At 72.4% G+C, this 15,982-nt stretch carries 15 protein-coding genes; 8 read left to right on the top strand and 7 right to left on the bottom strand.

Going from position 1 to position 15,982, the window contains the following annotated elements:
• Positions 1-6: 6 nt before the first annotated feature.
• The gene (locus ACZ6TV_RS43345) at positions 7-639 is read left to right on the top strand and encodes an acVLRF1 family peptidyl-tRNA hydrolase (protein WP_465305267.1); all 633 of its coding nucleotides are present in this window, start codon (positions 7-9) and stop codon (positions 637-639) included.
• A gap of 55 nt (positions 640-694) precedes the next feature.
• Positions 695-1,939 carry a condensation domain-containing protein gene (locus ACZ6TV_RS43340; protein ID WP_465305265.1) on the top strand — a complete coding sequence of 415 codons (1,245 nt, stop codon included), beginning with the start codon at positions 695-697 and terminating at the stop codon, positions 1,937-1,939.
• A gap of 72 nt (positions 1,940-2,011) precedes the next feature.
• Here ACZ6TV_RS43340 and ACZ6TV_RS43335 read toward each other — a convergent pair whose 3' ends face one another.
• Positions 2,012-2,374, bottom strand: a complete 363-nt coding sequence (locus tag ACZ6TV_RS43335) for a nuclear transport factor 2-like protein (RefSeq protein WP_465305263.1) — start codon at positions 2,372-2,374, stop codon at positions 2,012-2,014.
• Positions 2,371-2,898 (bottom strand): MarR family winged helix-turn-helix transcriptional regulator, encoded by a 528-nt coding sequence (locus tag ACZ6TV_RS43330; RefSeq protein WP_465305261.1) that lies wholly within the window; start codon positions 2,896-2,898, stop codon positions 2,371-2,373. Before ACZ6TV_RS43330 ends, ACZ6TV_RS43335 begins: the two co-directional genes overlap by 4 nt.
• A 65-nt stretch (positions 2,899-2,963) precedes the next feature.
• On the opposite strand from ACZ6TV_RS43330, the gene ACZ6TV_RS43325 reads away from it, so the two are divergent.
• The 3 genes from ACZ6TV_RS43325 (at position 2,964) to ACZ6TV_RS43315 (ending at position 6,600) form a co-directional block, all read left to right on the top strand.
• Positions 2,964-3,341, top strand: a complete 378-nt coding sequence (locus ACZ6TV_RS43325; RefSeq protein ID WP_465305259.1) for a hypothetical protein — start codon at positions 2,964-2,966, stop codon at positions 3,339-3,341.
• 1,436 nt (positions 3,342-4,777) lie between these two features.
• The gene (locus ACZ6TV_RS43320) at positions 4,778-5,941 is read left to right on the top strand and encodes a sensor histidine kinase (RefSeq protein WP_465305257.1); all 1,164 of its coding nucleotides are present in this window, start codon (positions 4,778-4,780) and stop codon (positions 5,939-5,941) included.
• Positions 5,938-6,600, top strand: coding sequence for a response regulator transcription factor (locus ACZ6TV_RS43315; RefSeq protein ID WP_465305255.1), 663 nt, complete (start codon positions 5,938-5,940; stop codon positions 6,598-6,600). Before ACZ6TV_RS43320 ends, ACZ6TV_RS43315 begins: the two co-directional genes overlap by 4 nt.
• Positions 6,601-6,611: 11 nt before the next feature.
• On the opposite strand, the gene ACZ6TV_RS43310 is transcribed toward ACZ6TV_RS43315, so the two are convergent.
• Both ACZ6TV_RS43310 and ACZ6TV_RS43305 read right to left on the bottom strand, forming a co-directional pair.
• Positions 6,612-7,319, bottom strand: a complete 708-nt coding sequence (locus ACZ6TV_RS43310; protein ID WP_465305253.1) for an ABC transporter permease subunit — start codon at positions 7,317-7,319, stop codon at positions 6,612-6,614.
• On the bottom strand, positions 7,316-8,023 hold the full coding sequence (locus ACZ6TV_RS43305; protein ID WP_465305251.1) for an ABC transporter ATP-binding protein: 708 nt from the start codon (positions 8,021-8,023) through the stop codon (positions 7,316-7,318). The genes ACZ6TV_RS43310 and ACZ6TV_RS43305 overlap by 4 nt, the downstream gene beginning before the upstream one ends.
• Before the next feature lie 202 nt (positions 8,024-8,225).
• Here ACZ6TV_RS43305 and ACZ6TV_RS43300 point away from each other — a divergent pair, with 202 nt between their 5' ends.
• Positions 8,226-8,891: a hypothetical protein gene (locus ACZ6TV_RS43300; RefSeq protein ID WP_465305249.1), complete on the top strand. Its 666-nt coding sequence runs from the start codon at positions 8,226-8,228 to the stop codon at positions 8,889-8,891.
• A gap of 202 nt (positions 8,892-9,093) precedes the next feature.
• Here ACZ6TV_RS43300 and ACZ6TV_RS43295 read toward each other — a convergent pair whose 3' ends face one another.
• Positions 9,094-10,257, bottom strand: a complete 1,164-nt coding sequence (locus tag ACZ6TV_RS43295) for an MFS transporter (RefSeq protein WP_465305247.1) — start codon at positions 10,255-10,257, stop codon at positions 9,094-9,096.
• A 37-nt stretch (positions 10,258-10,294) separates the two neighbouring features.
• On the opposite strand from ACZ6TV_RS43295, the gene ACZ6TV_RS43290 reads away from it, so the two are divergent.
• Positions 10,295-10,759: a GNAT family N-acetyltransferase gene (locus ACZ6TV_RS43290; RefSeq protein ID WP_465305245.1), complete on the top strand. Its 465-nt coding sequence runs from the start codon at positions 10,295-10,297 to the stop codon at positions 10,757-10,759.
• 72 nt (positions 10,760-10,831) lie between these two features.
• Positions 10,832-11,404: an RICIN domain-containing protein gene (locus ACZ6TV_RS43285; protein WP_465305243.1), complete on the top strand. Its 573-nt coding sequence runs from the start codon at positions 10,832-10,834 to the stop codon at positions 11,402-11,404.
• On the opposite strand, the gene ACZ6TV_RS43280 is transcribed toward ACZ6TV_RS43285, so the two are convergent.
• Together ACZ6TV_RS43280 and ACZ6TV_RS43275 are read right to left on the bottom strand one after the other, a co-directional pair.
• On the bottom strand, positions 11,370-11,816 hold the full coding sequence (locus ACZ6TV_RS43280) for a Rieske (2Fe-2S) protein (protein WP_465305241.1): 447 nt from the start codon (positions 11,814-11,816) through the stop codon (positions 11,370-11,372). The genes ACZ6TV_RS43285 and ACZ6TV_RS43280 overlap by 35 nt on opposite strands.
• Before the next feature lie 140 nt (positions 11,817-11,956).
• A complete protein-coding gene (locus ACZ6TV_RS43275; protein WP_465305239.1) occupies positions 11,957-15,502 on the bottom strand; it encodes a ThuA domain-containing protein in 3,546 nt (1,181 codons plus the stop codon).
• Positions 15,503-15,982 lie beyond the last annotated feature (480 nt).

Genomic DNA, 15,982 nt, shown 5'->3' with positions numbered 1-15,982 from the left:
GGCCGGATGGTGAAGGCGCGGCCCGCCGCCGGCGGGGGACGGTGGGTCGAGATCTCCCCGGAGCGGCTCAAGGGCTGGCTCGACGGCTTCTACGGCCGGCACAACGGCGCCAGCGAGGACGCGCTGACCCTCACCGGCGAGAGCAACGGCGACACCGCGGCCCTGCACCCGCCGCCCGGCCTCGACGGGGTCACCGACATCGACGCCCTGCTGGAGGGGATCGCGCAGCCGCCGGTGATCGGGCTGCTGCTCGTGCGGCGCGGCGCCGCGGCCGTCGGGGTCGTCGAAGGCACCACCCTGGCGTCGTCCAAGGTCGAACGGTTCTACGTGCAAGGGCGGACCGCCGCCGGAGGGTGGTCGCAGCAGCGGTACGCCAGGCGCCGCGGAAACCAGACGGACGCGGCGGTCGAGGAGACGGCCGACATCGCCGCGCGGATCCTGGGCGGCCGCACCGATCTCGCCGCGCTCGTCTGCGGCGGCGACCGGGGCATGATCGACCTGGTCCTCGAAGACCCCCGGCTGGAGCGGATCGCCTCGCTGCGCCACCCCCACCTGCTGGAAGTCGCAGAGCCGCGGCTCAATGTCCTGGAGGACGCGGCGGTCACCGCGAGAAAGGTCCGCATCCATCTGGTGCCGTGACGATTGACCGCTAGGCTGTGCGTGGGTCGCGAGCCTGACGAGGATGGGTCCATCGATGGTTGACGTTGTGGATCGGATCGACGTCGCGTTTCGCGGCGAGGGCAGCGGCATCGCCGAGCTGACCTGGGGTCAGCAGTCCATGCTGCTCACGATGGACCGCGAGCGGTCGTGGCTGCCGATGGGCGGGCACCAGCCGGTCGCGCCGGGCACCACCGTCGCCGATCTGGTCGACGAGCTGCGCTATTCGCTGGAGCGCTATCAGTCGTTCCGCACGCGGCTGCGCCACGACGACCGGCCGCTCCAGGAGGTCCACGCCGACGGGATCCTGCCCGTCGAGGTGTACGAGTCCGATGACCCGACCGGTTTCGCCGCCGAGGTCGAGCACGGATACCGGACCGCGAAGCCGGACCTCGCCGAGGACTGGCCGCTGCGTGCCGCGATCGTCTGCCGCGACGGCCGCCCCGAGCGGCTCGTGGTGATCATGCCGCACCTGGTGACCGACGCGATCGGCGCCGGTGTCATGGTCGCCGAGGCCGGTGCCCGCCTCGCCACCCCCGTCACCGGGCCGCAGCCCCTCGAGCTCGCCGCCTGGCAGCGGTCGCCGTCCGGCGAGCGGCAGAGCGCGGCCGCCATCCGCCACTGGGAGCGGCACCTGCCGTCGGTCACGGTGCTGTCGCCGGTGCTGACGCCGGGACCGCAGCAGTATCCGAAGGCACGTTTCACGTCGCGGTCGATGGCCGGCGCCCTGCCCGTGGTCGCCGCCCGCACCGGCGTGGACCCGGCGACGATCCTGTCGACGGCGTTCATGATGGCCGTCGGGCAGGTCACGGCCACCGACCAGGTCGCGGTGCGGCACCTGGTCGGCAACCGCTTCCGCTCGGGCCTCGCCGAGGTCGTGACCCCCCTCGCCCAGCTCGGCCTCTGCGTCGCCGACGTGGCCTGCCCCCTCCCGGAGGCTCTCGGCCGGGTCGCCCGCGCCTCCCTCGCCGCGCACAAGCACGCCTACTACAACCCGCTGCACCTCGCGGAGCTGCTCGCCCGCACCGGCACCGACGTCACCCGGACCGTCTGCTACAACGACCGCCGCGTCCAGCGCGCCCCGGCACCCGACACGACCACCGCAGACGGCGTCTTCGAATGGGTCGGCGCGTCGACGGGCCCGACGGAGCCGCTGTTCCTGCACATCGACGACGAGCCCGGCGCCCTGGTCCTCACCGTCGACGTGGACACCGCCTTCCTGTCCCTCACCGACGCCGAGGCCGTCGTGCGCACCATGGAGTCGATCGTCGTCGCCGGCTGATCGCCGCCCGCCCCGGTCAGCCGGTGACTGCCGCGCGCCCCGGGTCAGCCGGTGACGGCCGCGCGGCCCCGGTCAGCCGGTGACGGCCGCGCGCATCGCCTGCCACGGGGTCGCGTCGAAGATGAGCGTGATCGCGGTGATCCGCCCGCCGGTGAGCCGGAAGTGTTCGGCGGTGCGCTGCGTGCCGACCGGCGTGGCCGTGTGGACGTCGTAGACGAGGGTGGCTTCGGCCGCACCGTACAACTCGGAGCGCAGCTCGACCCCGGTGACGATCCGCAGGAAGTCGGGCAGGCCCGCCAGGTGCGCGGCCGGGTCGTCGAACCGCAGCATCGGGCTCTCGAACCTGAACGGCGTCCCGGTCAGCGCCACGGCCGCGGCGACGTCGCCCCGGAACCTGGCATCGTGATAGGCCCGCACCACATCGACAGCGCTCATCGTGATCGAACTCCTCGCACTCCTTGGACGAGCCGGAGACACAGGTCGCGCAGCTGATCCGCCTCGCCGGGACCGAACCCGGCGAACACGGCCTCCATCGCCATGCGCGTCGGCGCCCGGAACCTGTCCAGCCAGGCGACGCCGTCAGCGGTGACGACGGCGCGCACCGAGCGGCGGTCGGCCGGGTCCGGCACGCGCCGCACCAGGCCGTCACGCTCGAGGGTGTCGACGAGGCCGGTGACGTTGCGCGGGGTGACATTGAGCGCCTGCGCCAGCTCACCCAGCGGCACGCCGTCGCCGCCGCTCATGCTCAGCCGGAGCAGCAGGTCGAACCCGCCCGCGCTGAGCCCCCGCCCGGCCGCGCCCGCCGATCGGAGCTGCTCGATCGCCCCGGCCGCGGCCCGGACCGCCGCGGCGGCCTCCAGCAGCCTTCCGGCTTCATCTGCTTCGCCGGTGAACGCGGCCAGCGCGGCCCGTGTGCCCGGGTCGAACAGCCTGCCCTCGTCATCAGTTACGTACTGCATAATGAAGCCATACACTAATTGCCCATGGCGCCCGCGGCAACCGGGTCTGCCACTAGGCTTTGCCGGTGGGCTACGACTTCACTGCCGAGGGTGCCGGCCTCAAGCTCGACGACTGGCAGATGGGCTTCGTCCGGCTAGTGCTGCTGGAGGCGGGCGCCATCGCCGGCGGCGACCAGGAGCGGCTGTTCGGCAACGAGCAGTTCGCGCCGTCCGCGTCGTCGCTTCCCGTGAGCCACTTCAACTCCGGCGGATCGCAGGTCAGCCCGGAGCAGTGCGCGTTCATCGCCGGCAGGCTGCGCGCCGCGCTCACCGCGGACCTGATCGGCGACATGGCCCTGTTCTACTTCGACCAGCCGACCCAGCTGCGCGACTGGGTCGAGGAGTTCGCCACCTTCAACGAGACGGCCACGACCTGCGGTGGGTATCGGGTCCTCCCCGGGTAGTAGGCGGGCCCGGAGGACTACTCCTCGGGTGGTAGGCGGTCGGGGGTCTGGAGGATGACGACCGGCGGCGCGGCCGGCCATAGTCTGGGTCGGCAAGAGCGCAACGGACGGGGGCGCGGTGGACCGGGGCGCGGAAGACGGGGGCGCGCGCCACGACCCGGCGGAAACGCCGCTCGCCGGCGCGGTGGACGGGGGCGCGCTGCACGGCGGTCCGGCGGGGGTGCCGGTCGCCGTTGCGGCGCGCAAGCCCTGGTCGCTCCGCCCACCCGCCACCGCAGCAGGCACCCCTCGCGGCCCGACTCGGCTCTGCTTGGCGTCGGCTCGGCTCGGACCGGCTCGACTCGGCTCGTTCGGACCGGCTTGGCTCGGCTCGGACCGGCTTGGCTCGGCTCGGACCGGCTTGGCTCGGTCGGCTCGCACCGGCTTGGACCGGCTCGGTTCGGACGCCGCTTCCGGATCGATGAGCAAGCCGTCCGGCGGTGCGGCGGATCGGAGTGCCGTGCACCGCGCCATGGTGAGCCACGGCGGTGCGGCGGCGACGGTCGTTTCGCCGTTGCTGTGGTCGGGGGACTGCGCCGCGCCAGTTGTGCGGGGGGAACTGGTCGCTGACGCCGCGGACGGAGGCGTCGCAGACGGGGGTGCGGTTGAGGAGGCGTGATGGACGGGCCTGCGCCGCGGCGGTCCGGCGGTGATGCCAGTGGGCGGTGCGGTTGACCGAGGCGCGGTGGACGGGGGCGCGCCACGGCGGTGTGGCGGCGATGCCGGTGGCCGGTGCGGTGTGGAGGCGGCGGTGGTCGTTCGCCGTTGCGGGGGCCGGTCGTGAACTCCGTCGTGGTCCACGTCGGGCTGGGGACGCGCCGCGCTGGCCGTGTGCGCAAACCGGCTCCCGACGCCGCGGACGACGACGCCGCAGATAAAGCGCGCCGTGGACGACGGCGCTGGGAACGACGGCGCCGGGAACGACGGCGCTGGGAACGACGGTGCTGGGGGACGAGGGCGCCGCAGACGCGGATGACGGAGGCGCAAGTGACGGGACTGCGGTTGACCGGGGTGCATGGCACGACGGCGGGCCGCGGTCGTCGGTTGCCTGTCCTGTGCGGGGTGCCGGGGAATGCCGCTGTGAACGGGAACGCCGCGGACCATCATGCGGGAGGCGGGGACACGCACAGTGGGCGTCGGTTGCCGGCGCGGCGGGGGAACCGGTGAGCGACGCCGCCGACCGGAATGCCGCAGACGTTGGTGCGATGGACCAGGTTGTGGTGGACCGAGGTGAGGGTCGCGGCGGCGCGGCAGTGAAGCCGGTGGCCGATGCGGTGTGGAAGCGGTGGTCGCGGCGGTCGTTCGCCGCTGCCGTGGGCGGAGGAACGCGCCGTAACGACCCGGCGGAAGCGCCGGGTGCTGATGCCGCGGACGTGGACGCCATGGGCCGGGGTCCCATGAGCGGGGGTGGATCGGCGGAGGTGCCGGGCGCCGGTGCGGTGTGGGAGCGGTGGTGGCGGCGGCCGTGGGTGCCGGTGCTGGTCGGTGCCGTGCAGGTGGCCACGACCGTCGCCGCCGCGCAGCGGGTCACCGAGCGGCGGCCGGTCGATGCCGTCGCCGTGGTGCTGCTGGTGATCGGGCCGGTCCTGCTGTGGGGGTGGCGGCGGGCGCCCGTGGTCGTGCTGGCCGGGAACTTCGTGGTCACCGCGGCGTACTACACGCTGAACTACCGGTTCGGGCCGGCCGCGCTGAGTCTCGCGGTCGCGATGGTGGTCACGGTCGCGAGTGGGCGGCGGCGGGCGGCGTGGCTGGTGATCGCCGTGGGGCTGCCCGTGTATCTGCTGGTCAGCGCGGCCGTCGGGCGGCAGGAGGCGCCGGGGCCGGAGGCGGTGGTGGCGGTCGCGGCGGTCCTGGGACTGCTGCTGGCCGCCGGGGAGGCGGTCCGGGTCGCGGGGGAGCGGCGGGCCGACGCGGAGCGGGCCAGGGTCGCCGAGCAGCGGCGGCGGGTGAGCGAGGAGCGGCTGCGGGTCGCGCGGGACCTGCACGACGTTCTCGCGCACCACGTGTCGCTGGTCAATGTGCAGGCGAACGTCGCGCTGCGGTTGTTCGACCGGGATCCGGAGCAGGCCCGCGCGTCCGTGGCGGCGATCAAGCAGGTGAGCCGGGAGACGCTCGACGACCTGCGGGCCGCGCTCGCGGTGCTGCGGCACGACACCGACGCGCCGCGGCGGCCGACGGCGGGGCTCGGGCAGGTCGACGAGCTGCTGCACCGGTCCGGGGAGGCCGGGCTGCGGGTGACGAAGACCGTCGACGGTGAGCCGCGGCAGCTGGCGACGGCGGTGGACCTCGCGGCGTACCGCATCGTGCAGGAGGCCGTCACCAACGTGCGCCGGCACAGCACCGCGGGCGCCGCGACGCTGCGGCTCGCGTTCGGGGAGGAGGACGTGACGGTCACCGTGCACGACGCCGGGCCGCCGGCGCTTCCGGGGCGGGGCGACGGTGACGGCATCGCCGGGATGCTGGAGCGGGCCACCGGCCTCGGCGGCACTTTCGAGGCGGGCCCGGCGCCGGGCGGCGGGTTCCGGGTGCACGCGAGGCTGCCGTACAGGACGGCGTCGTGATCCGGGTCGTGCTCGCGGACGATCAGGCGCTGATGCGTGCCGGGCTGCGGGCGTTGCTCACCGACGGCGGGATCGACGTGGTCGCGGAGGCCGGTGACGGGCGCGCCGCCGTGGAGAAGGCCGCCGAGCTGCTGCCGCACGTGGTGCTCATGGACGTGCGGATGCCGGTGATGGACGGCATCGAGGCGACCGGCCTGATCGCCGCGGACCCGCGGCTCGACGCGGTGAAGGTGCTGATCCTCACGACGTTCGAGCTCGACGAGTACGTGTTCGACGCGCTGCGGGCCGGGGCGAGCGGGTTCGTGCTGAAGGACAACGAGCCCGACGACCTGATCCGGGCGATCCACGTGGTCGCCGCCGGCGACTCGATGCTCGCGCCGAGCGTCACCCGGCGGCTCGTCGCCGAGTTCGCGTCCCGGGCGAAGGTCGCCCTGCCCGTGGAGCGGCTCGCGGAGCTCACCGACCGGGAGCGGCAGGTGATGGTCCTCGCCGCGCAGGGCCTGACGAACGAGGAGATCGCGGCGCGGCTGTTCGTCACCCTCGCCACCGCCAAGACGCACATCAGCAGGGCGATGACCAAGCTGCGCGTCAGGGACCGCGCGCAGCTGGTCATCTTGGCGTACGAGACCGGGCTGATCCGGCCGGGCTGGATGACCTGACGCCGGGTGCGTCAGGCGCTCACGTCGCGGCGGTCGAAGGTGACGAAGGCGGTGGTGAGCGCGAGCGCGCTGTACACCAGCACCCCGGCGAGGCCGTGACTGTAGGGGACGCTGCCGGGGACGCCCGTGACCGCGCCGGCGAGCAGTCCGGGCAGCCAGTGGCCGGCGGCGGGCAACGCGTTGCGGGCGATGTTCTCGACCATGACGAACCAGAACAGCGCCACCGCGACCGCGACGGCCGTGGAGCGCAGCAGCACCCCGAGGGCCAGGCCGATCGCGCCGTAGCAGGCGGCGGCGAGCACGGCGTCGGCGTAGCCGGTGGCGGCGCCGGCGAGCCACGGGCCGGTCGCCGTGCCGCGGGCGCCCGCGACGACCGCGGCCGCCGCCAGGCTCACGACCAGCGCGACGAGCAACGCACCCGCGGTGCACACGGACAGGGCGAGGACCTTGCCGGCGAGGAGCCGGTCGCGCAGCGGCTGGCGCAGCAGCAGCGTCCGCAGCGTGCCCAGGCCGTGTTCGGTGGTGACGCCGGTGAGGAACACGAGCAGCACGACGACCCCGTCGAGCCGGGACGCGTTCGTGAACCCGGCCGTGAGATCCGCCGACGGGGGCGTCAGCACCGTGACGAGGACCGTGAAGCCGAGCAGCGCGCCGAGCGACCCGTACACCACCCGGGGCCGGCGCAGCTTCAGCAGCTCAGATCTGAACGCGCGGGTCATGACCGCTCCTTCGGGAACATCGCCAGGTACCGTTCCTCGAGGTCGCCGCCGCCGGCGAGCAGCTCGCTCGTCGGGCCCTGGAACAGCCGCCGGCCCTCGCCGATGACGATCAGCCAGTCGCAGACCTGCTCGACCTCCCTGAGCAGGTGCGAGGAGACCAGCACGGTCCGCCCGTCGGCGTTGATGGACCGCACGATCCCGCGCATGTCGCGGATCGCGGCCGGGTCGAGGCCGTTGGCCGGCTCGTCGAGCACGACCAGCGCCGGGTCGCCGAGCAGCGCGGCCGCGATGCCGAGCCGCTGCTTCATGCCGAGGGAGTAGCGCTGGAACGGCTGGTCGGAGCCGAGCCCGACTCGCTCCAGCAGCGCCGGGATGGCCGCCGGGTCGGTGCCGCCGAGAGCCGCCTGGACGGCGAGGTTCCGCGCGCCGGACAGCCCCGGGTAGAACGCCGGGCTCTCGATGAGCGCGCCGACCCGCGGCAGGTACGCGGCCGGCCGGCTGAGCGGGACGCCGTGCACGCTGCCGTCGCCGGCGTCGGGCCGGACGAGACCCAGCAGCATCCGCAGGGTGGTGGTCTTGCCCGCGCCGTTCGGGCCGATGAAGCCGGCGACCACGCCCGCCGGCACGTCGAGGTCGAGGCCGTCGACGACGGTGCGGGAGCCGTACCGTTTCGTCAGCCCCCGTGTCCTGATGGCATTCGTCATGTCTCGCATCGTGGCCCCGATCGGCGGTCCCGTCGTCCGGCCCGGGGACCGTCCACCGGCTACCGCCGCCACCGCAGCCCGCGCCGGCCACGTCAGTCCCGCGGATGACGCGGCGGCGGCAGGTGTACCACCACAGGACGACCCTCCGATGTGGACGCCGGCATGACGTGCCGGACGGGCGGTCCGGCGCAGCATGGTGGCCATGTCTCGACTTTCCGACGGCCGATGGGTCGGCCTGCTGGGCATCGGCTGGTTCGTGCTGTTCCTGATCGGCGCGGCCGTCCTGCAGGGCGAGCCGCCCGCGGCGGACGCCCCGGTCGCCGACGTGCGCGCCTTCTTCCACGACCACGGCGCCCGGTACCTGGCGGGGGACTACGTCGCCGGCTGCGCGTTCCTGCTGCTGCTCCTGCCGTTCGGGGTGCTCGCTCCCCGCGTGCTGACCCGCCCGCCGCACCCGCCGGCCGCGACCCTGGCGGCGGCCGCGGCGGCCGCGCTCGTCGTGGCCGGCGGCACCGCCACCTCGTTCCTCGACGCGGTCGCCATGGCCCGCGGCGACGCCCGGCTCGACGACTCGACGGTCGCGGCGCTGCTCTTCGCCAACAGTGCCGGCATCGCGCTCATCGGCCTGCCCGCCGCGGTGTTCGCCGCCGCCACGGCGACCCTGGTCCGCAACGCGTTCGTCAGGGCCCTCGGCTGGACCGCCGCCGTCCTGCTCACGGCCGGTGCCGCGTTCCCGCTGGCGGGTCCGCTGTGGACGGTCCGGTTCGTGAGCTTCCTGACGTTCGCCGTGTTCGTCCTCGCCACGTCGGCCCTCATCCTGTCGGCCGCCCGCCCTCCCGGCCAGCACACCCCCGGCGCCGGGAGCTGAGCCGGTCCGTCAGAACACCTCGGCGAGGCGAGCCTGATGGAGATCATGGACGGCCCGAGGCCGGCACGCACCGGAGCATCGCCGCACCGGCGGTCGGCGCGCCGGCCCGCCTGCCGCCCGGGATGCTGATCCACGACGCCGCGACCGGGAAGGTCGACGTGGCGTGACCGCGCCGAGAGCGCCGGTGGCTGTCCGGAGCCGTTCAACCGGTTGCGGGGCGCAGCGCGGTCGCGGACCCGGCGACGAAGAGCGCCAGCACGACCGGGATGGCGAGGGCAGCGGGCAGGCCGGCGACGGTGCTGGCGGCGCCGATGAGGACCGGGCCGAGCAGGAACCCGAGGTAGCCGAGGCCCACCACGCGGGCCAGTGCGCGGCCCGCGGCGTCCGGGTTGCGGTCGCCGGCGGCCGAGTACACCTGCGGGGCGATGAGCGCCATCCCGGCGCCCAGGCAGGCGAAGCCGGCGACGGCGGCGGGCGGCTCGCCGATGAGCAGCGCGCCGCCGAGGCCCGCGGCGGCGAGCAGCCCGCTGGCGCGGACCAGCAGGACCGGGCCGAAGCGGGCGGTGAGGCGGTCGCCGACGAGCCGGGTGACCGTCATCGCCACGGAGAACGCGGCGAACGCGGCCGCCGCGAAGCCCGCGGAGCTGTGCAGGTCGTCGCGGAGGTAGACGGCGCTCCAGTCGGCGGCGGCGCCCTCGCCGACGAGCGCGCAGCAGACGAGCACCCCGAGGAACAGCACCCCGCGCACCGGTCGGCCGCCGTCCTGCGCGGGGGCCGGGCCGGTGGACGGATCGCCGGTCATCGCCCACAGGGCCGACCAGGCGGCGAGCGCGGCCATCGCGGCGGCGACGGACGTGAACGTGCCCCGCGGGCCGATGCCGGCGTGGGCGAACAGGCCGCCGATACTCGCGCCGATGAAGCCGCCGATGCTGTACACCGCGTGGAAGGACGACATGATCGGCCTCGGACGGATGTGCCGCTGCCAGGCGCGTTGCACGTCGATGGCGTTCGCGTTCATGGCGATGTTCAGCGTGCCGTGCACGGCGCCGAACACGAACAGCGCGACGGCGAGGGCCGGCAGCCCCGGGGCGTAGGCGGGCAGGATGAGGACCAGCCCCTCGGCGAACGCGACGGGCAGCATCACCCGGCGGCTGCCGAAGCGGTCCACCAGCCGGCCCGTCGCCTGCATGCCCGTGATGGCACCGGCGGCGAAGGCGAGCAGGGCGATGCTCAGCGCGCCGTCGTCGAGTGACAGGTCGCGTTTGATCGCCGGGATGCGGACGGTCCACACACCGAGCGTGATGCCGAAGAGCAGGAACAACAGCGCGGTCGCGACCCGCGCGCGGAGGAGGTCACGGGGCGGCACGGGACGATTGTGCCAGAGGGCTGGCTACCATCGGCGGATGCGTTTCCGCGAGGCCGTCCACGCCGACCTGCCCGCCGTCGTCGCGTTGCTCGCCGACGACGTGCTCGGCAGGACCCGCGACTCCGCCGTCGTCGACGAGGCCTACGAGCGGGCGTTCAAGGCGGTGGACGAGGACCCGCGCAACCTGCTCGTCGTCGCCGAGGAAGACGGCGAGGAGGACGGCACCGGCGGTGAGGTCGTCGCGGTGCTGCAGGTGACGTACATCCCGGGGCTGGGCCGGCACGGCGCCGAGCGGGCCCTCGTCGAGTCGGTCCGGGTCCGTGCCGACCGGCGGGGCCGCGGGCTCGGCGCGGCGCTGATGACGTGGGTGGTGGACCGGGCCAGGGAGCGCGGCTGCGCGCTCGTGCAGCTGACCACCGACAAGCGGCGCCCGGACGCGCACCGGTTCTACGAGCGGCTCGGCTTCGTCGCCAGCCACGAGGGCATGAAGCTGATGTTGTGACCACAGCGCCGCGTCAGTGCGGCGTCAGGAGCCCCTGCGACGGTGCCTGTACGCAATCGACAGGGAGGCTTCATGGTCATCCGTAACGGCCTGCGCATGGTGCTCACGCTCCTGCTCGCAGCCACCGTCGTCGGCGCCGCGGGCAGCGCGGCGCAGGCGAACAACACCGTGCCCGACCCGGACGTCTGGGTGGAGCTGCACGCGCCGTACTACAACACGTCGTCGAACAAGTGCCTGGACAACAAGGACGGCAGCAACGCGGCCGGCAACCCGATGCAGGTCTACGGCTGCCACGGCTACCAGTCCGGCGGCGCCATGCAGCGCTGGCAGTTCTGGAACCGGGGCACGGCCGCGGACCCGCAGTACGAGATCCGCAACACCGGCAGCAACCTGTGCCTGCACACGAGCTACTGGGGTCCGGTCGTCCAGCAGCCGTGCAACGGCTACCCCGAGGGGCTGTGGCGGGTGCGGCCCACCGCGAACGTCGGCCCCTACCTCGGCCTGGAGAGCGTCGGCTACCCGGGCACGTGCATGGCGACGAGGAACAGCTCGGGCGACAACAGCGTCCGGGTCTACACCGCGGGCTGCCTGTACGACACGCAGAGCAACATCAACTGGATCCGCCAGGTGTGGTCGTTCGCGTGATGACGCCGCCGGTCACCTCGATGGCGATCTCCTTGAGGCCGCTGGTCGCCGGGCCGCTCATGCGGGCGCCGTCGGCGATGGCGAACGTCGAGTTGTGCGCCGGGCAGGTGGCGACGCCGTCCTTCGGCGGGGTGACCTTCACGCCCTTGTGCGGGCAGGCCGCGTCGTAGGCCTTGAAGGTGCCGGCGACCGGCTGCACGACCAGGACGTCCCCGATGACGGTCCCACCGCCGACGGGGACGTCCGCGGCGCTCACCAGACCGGCCAACGCTGAAGCGGGCACCGGCGAGGCGGGCGCCGGCGGGGCGGCGGGCGCGGCCTGACCTTCCGAGGTACCGCAGGCCGCGAGCAGCCCCGCGGAACCGGCGCCGAGCAGCAGGGCCCGGCGCCCCGCACACCATCGCATCGACATGTCCGTGCTCCTTCCGTCGTACACCGGCACCGCACGGTACGGACGAAGGCGATCGATGGCAATGAATTACATCTGTTTTCACGGAGCAAGGAAGCGCCGGCCCTCGCGACGTTGCGGGGGCCGGCGCCGTCATGCGGGTGCTACGCCAGGGTGAAGCGCCACTGCTGGTTGGTCGCGCCGTGGCAGGTCCACTGCAGCAGGCGCGCGCCGTCCTGAGTGGAGTTGCCGTTGACGTCGATGCACAATCCACTTTGGACGTTCTTCACCGTGTACACGCCGGACGTGCCGGTCGGGGTCACGGTGAACTTCTGGTTGTTGCCGTTGTTGCAGGTGAACTGCTGCAGGAACGCCCCGTTGGCGGTGGAGTTGCCGACGACGTCGAGGCACTTTCCGCTGTGCACGGCCTTCAGGTAGACCGCGCCGCCACCGGCGTCCACGGCCTGCCACTTCTGGTTGTTGCCGCCGGTCGGCGCCCACTGGATGATCTGGGCCTCGTCCGCGGTCGACACGCCGTTGACGTCGACGTTCTTCCCGCTGTGCTGCGCGGTCATCGTCCACGTCTTGCCGGCCACGCCGCCGGTGTTCGGGGTGCCGACGCCGGCCCCGCCGAACGTGAACGAGTCGAGGTCGAAGCCGTTGTTGGCGCTGTTCTTGAACACCATGTAGAGCGTGTGCGTGCCGGACAGCGCGGCGGTGTTGACCGTCGCGGTGTTGGCGTAGTTGTCCCAGCCGCCGGTGCTGGCGATGGGCGTCGTCGCCAGCAGGGTGCCGGTCGGCGAGTCGGCGCGCAGCTCGATCGAGCCGCCGCCGGTCGGCGTGGACACCCGGTAGGTGACGTTGGTGATGCCCTGCAGGCTCATCGGGTTGAACGAGATCCAGTCGTTGTTGGAGATGTCCCCGATGCGCTTGGTGCTCTCCGCCCCGGCCTGGTCGATGACCCGGATGCCGGACTGGGCGGTGAAGTACTCCGCCTGCTTGTGCTTCGGCTGCAGGATCGCCTGGCCGTAGCCGGTCAGCGGGGCCGCGCCGCCCGCGCCGCCGTTGTCGGTGTAGTGGGCGATGAGGGCGTAGAACAGGTTCGCGCCGTCAGGGTGCCCGCCGAGCAGGTCGGTGGAGATGGTCCCGGAGCAGCCCGGGTATTCGGTGGTCTCGTGCAGGTGGTCGTCGTGGCCGAGGGCCGGGTTGACGTAGACCTTCGAGCAGTCGATCGCCGCGCCACCGGGGTCGGTGACGGTGACGGTGTAGGAGACCTGGTCGCCGAAGTTGAGCATGCCGCCGTTCACCGGGGTGCTGACCGTGACCGTCGGCGCGGTGTTGCCGACGGTGATCTGCACGTTGGCGAAGCCGGTCTTGCCGGTGTTGTCGGTGACCTTCAGCTGGGCCGTGTAGTTGCCGTTGGCGGTGTACGTCTTGGCGGGGTTGGCCGCCGTCGACGTGGTGCCGTCACCGAACGTCCACAGGTAGCTGATCGTGTTGCCCGGGTCCGGGTCGATGGTGCCGGCGCTGGAGAACTGGACGTTCAGCGGCGCGTTGCCGTTGGTGGGCGTCGCGTTGGCCTTGGCGATCGGCGACCGTCCACCTTGGACGTAGTCGATGCGGTAGAGGCCGGAGTCATTGTTGCCGCCGCCGAACGCCGAGCCCCATTCGAGCAGGTACAGCGAGCCGTCGGGGCCGAACTCCATGTCCATCGGCTTGTTGAAGCCGCCGCCGGGCAGGAACGTGTTGGTCCGGGTGACGGCGGTGTTGCCGTCGAAGTGGACCTCCTTGACGTAGTTGCGGGACCACTCGTAGAAGAAGTTGACGCCGTCGTAGTACTGCGGGAACTTCGTCGAGGAGGGGTTGGCGGCGTTGTACCGGTAGACGGGACCGCCCATCGGCGCCGAGCCGCCCGAGCCGAGCTCCGGGAAGTTCGGCGACGCGCCGTAGCCGTACCACATGTTCGGCGCGACGACCGGCTTGAGGCTGGTCAGGCCCGTGTTGTTGGGCGAGTTGTTGACCGGCGCGGCGCAGTTGAACTTCGCGCCGACGACGCCGGTGTCCGGGTTGTAGGGCGCGTAGGGCTGGTTGTCACCGTGGCAGAACGGCCAGCCGTAGTTGCCGGCGGCCTTGATGACGTTGAGCTCCACGAGACCCTCGGGCCCGCGGTTGGTGGTCGGCAGGCCCCGGTCCGGGCCGTAGTCGGCCAGGTAGACCCAGCCGTTGGCCGGGTCGATGGAGAAGCGGAACGGGTTGCGGAAGCCCATCGCGTAGACCTCGGCCCGCGTCTGGGCGGTGCCCTGCGGGTAGAGGTTGCCCGACGGGATGGTGTAGCCGCCGGCTGCCGCCGGGCGGACCCGCAGCAGCTTGCCGCGCAGGTCGTTGGTGTTGCCCGCGGTCTTCGCGGCGTCCAGGTGCGACTTGCCGGCCCGCCAGTCGAGCGGGGCGTAGCCCTGCCAGTTGCTGTCGAGGTTCGGCGCGACGTCGTCACCGGTGCCGATGTACAGGTTGCCGTCCGGCCCGAAGGCGATGTAGCCGCCGGTGTGGCCGGGCTCCGGGGAGGTGCGGTCCCGGGTGGCGGGGATGTCGATGATGGTGACGCCGCTGGACATGTTCAGCGTGTCGCCGCTCAGCGTGTACCGGGACACCCGGTTGATGTCCGTCGTGCTGCTCGCCGGCGAGTGGTACACGTACACGTACCCGTTGCTGGCGAAGTTCGGATCGAGGGCCAGGCCGGTGAGGCCGTCCTCGCCGCCGGTGTAGACGCTCAGGGTGCCGGCGGTGACGGTGGTGTTGGTGCTGGGCTTGAAGATCCGCACCTGCCCGGCGCGCTGGACGTAGAGGACCCGCCCGTCGGGTGCGACGGCGAGGGCCATCGGGTCGGCGGTGTTGTCGTCCAGGGTGCGCTTCTCGAAGTTGCCCCAGACGGTGCCGCCGCAGTCGCCCGCGAGGTTGCCCGCCGCCCACCGGATCCCGCCCAGGACGTGGTTGCGGAAGAACGTCTCGCTGTAGGACTCGATGGCGTGACCCATCGCGGTCGTCCAGACCCGCCCGCCGCCGGTGTTGCGGCACCAGGAGATCGGGTGGTCGCTGCCCATGGCGCGGCCGCCCGGGTTGTAGGTGCGCTCGTCGGCGGTGACGAGCACGTGCACGTCGCCGCGCGGGTTCTTGTCGAAGTTGTACCACTCCTCGCTGCGGTTCCACCGGTCCGGCAGACCCGCGGTCGACGGGTGGAACTTGTCCGCGACGATGGCCTGGCCGGCCAGGACGCCGGGGGAGTGCTCGGGCATGTGCGCACCCGCGTTGACCGTCTGGTCCCACCACGGGTATTCGGTGTCGATGCCCATGTCGGTGGCGTTGTGGATCGCGACGATGCCCTTGCCGCTGGCCAGGTAGCCCTCCACGGCGGAGCGCTGGGCGGCCGTGGTGAAGACCATGCCTGACGTCTGCAGCATGACGAGGACGTCGAAGGTGGCCAGGTTGGCGGGGGTGAAGACGGCGGAGTCCTCGCTGAACACCGCCTCGAAGTTGTTGGCGGCGGCCTGCTGCTGGATCATCTGGATGCCGGCGGGGATCGAGTCGTGCCGATACCCGACGGTCTTGGTGAACACCAGCGCGCGGAAGGCGGGCGCCGCCGCCGCGGGCTTGACGAGCGCCATCGACAGCAACATGCCGACGATGGTGCCCAGGATCAACGTGCTTCTTCGCATGCCGTTTCCTCTCGGCGGGACAACGCGATGCGGGCCATGGGCGCACGACAGCACCACCCGTGGACAGGGTTGAGCGACGTGTGAGTGATCCGGTCGGGCCGACTGCCGTCCGCCGCGACGGACAGTGACATCGACCGGATGGAGACACGTCAGCTGCCGTGACGAAGAGTCACAACGATGGGTTCTTCTGCCATGGCTCGCGGCGCCAAGCCTGCTCTGGCAGACCTTTTGAAGTCAATACGGACAACACATGGGCAGCTCATAACGCTTTTTCGCAGCCCATTTCTTCGCCCGGAGAGCACGGTTTCGTAGCTGTTCTGTCTTGATCGGGTTACGTCATTGCCAGTCGGCGCTCCGACCTTTAACGTGGCGGACACAAACTTTTGTCTCCTCCAGCAGAAGTGCTGCAGCGGACAATCGGAAGATCTAGCGATGTGAAGTTCGATGCCTACGTTGCGTGCTGCGTTCGGCGATGCGGTC

The organism is Dactylosporangium sp. NPDC051087 (genome assembly GCF_055586325.1).
This window is presented reverse-complemented; position numbering and strand designations above follow the sequence as displayed.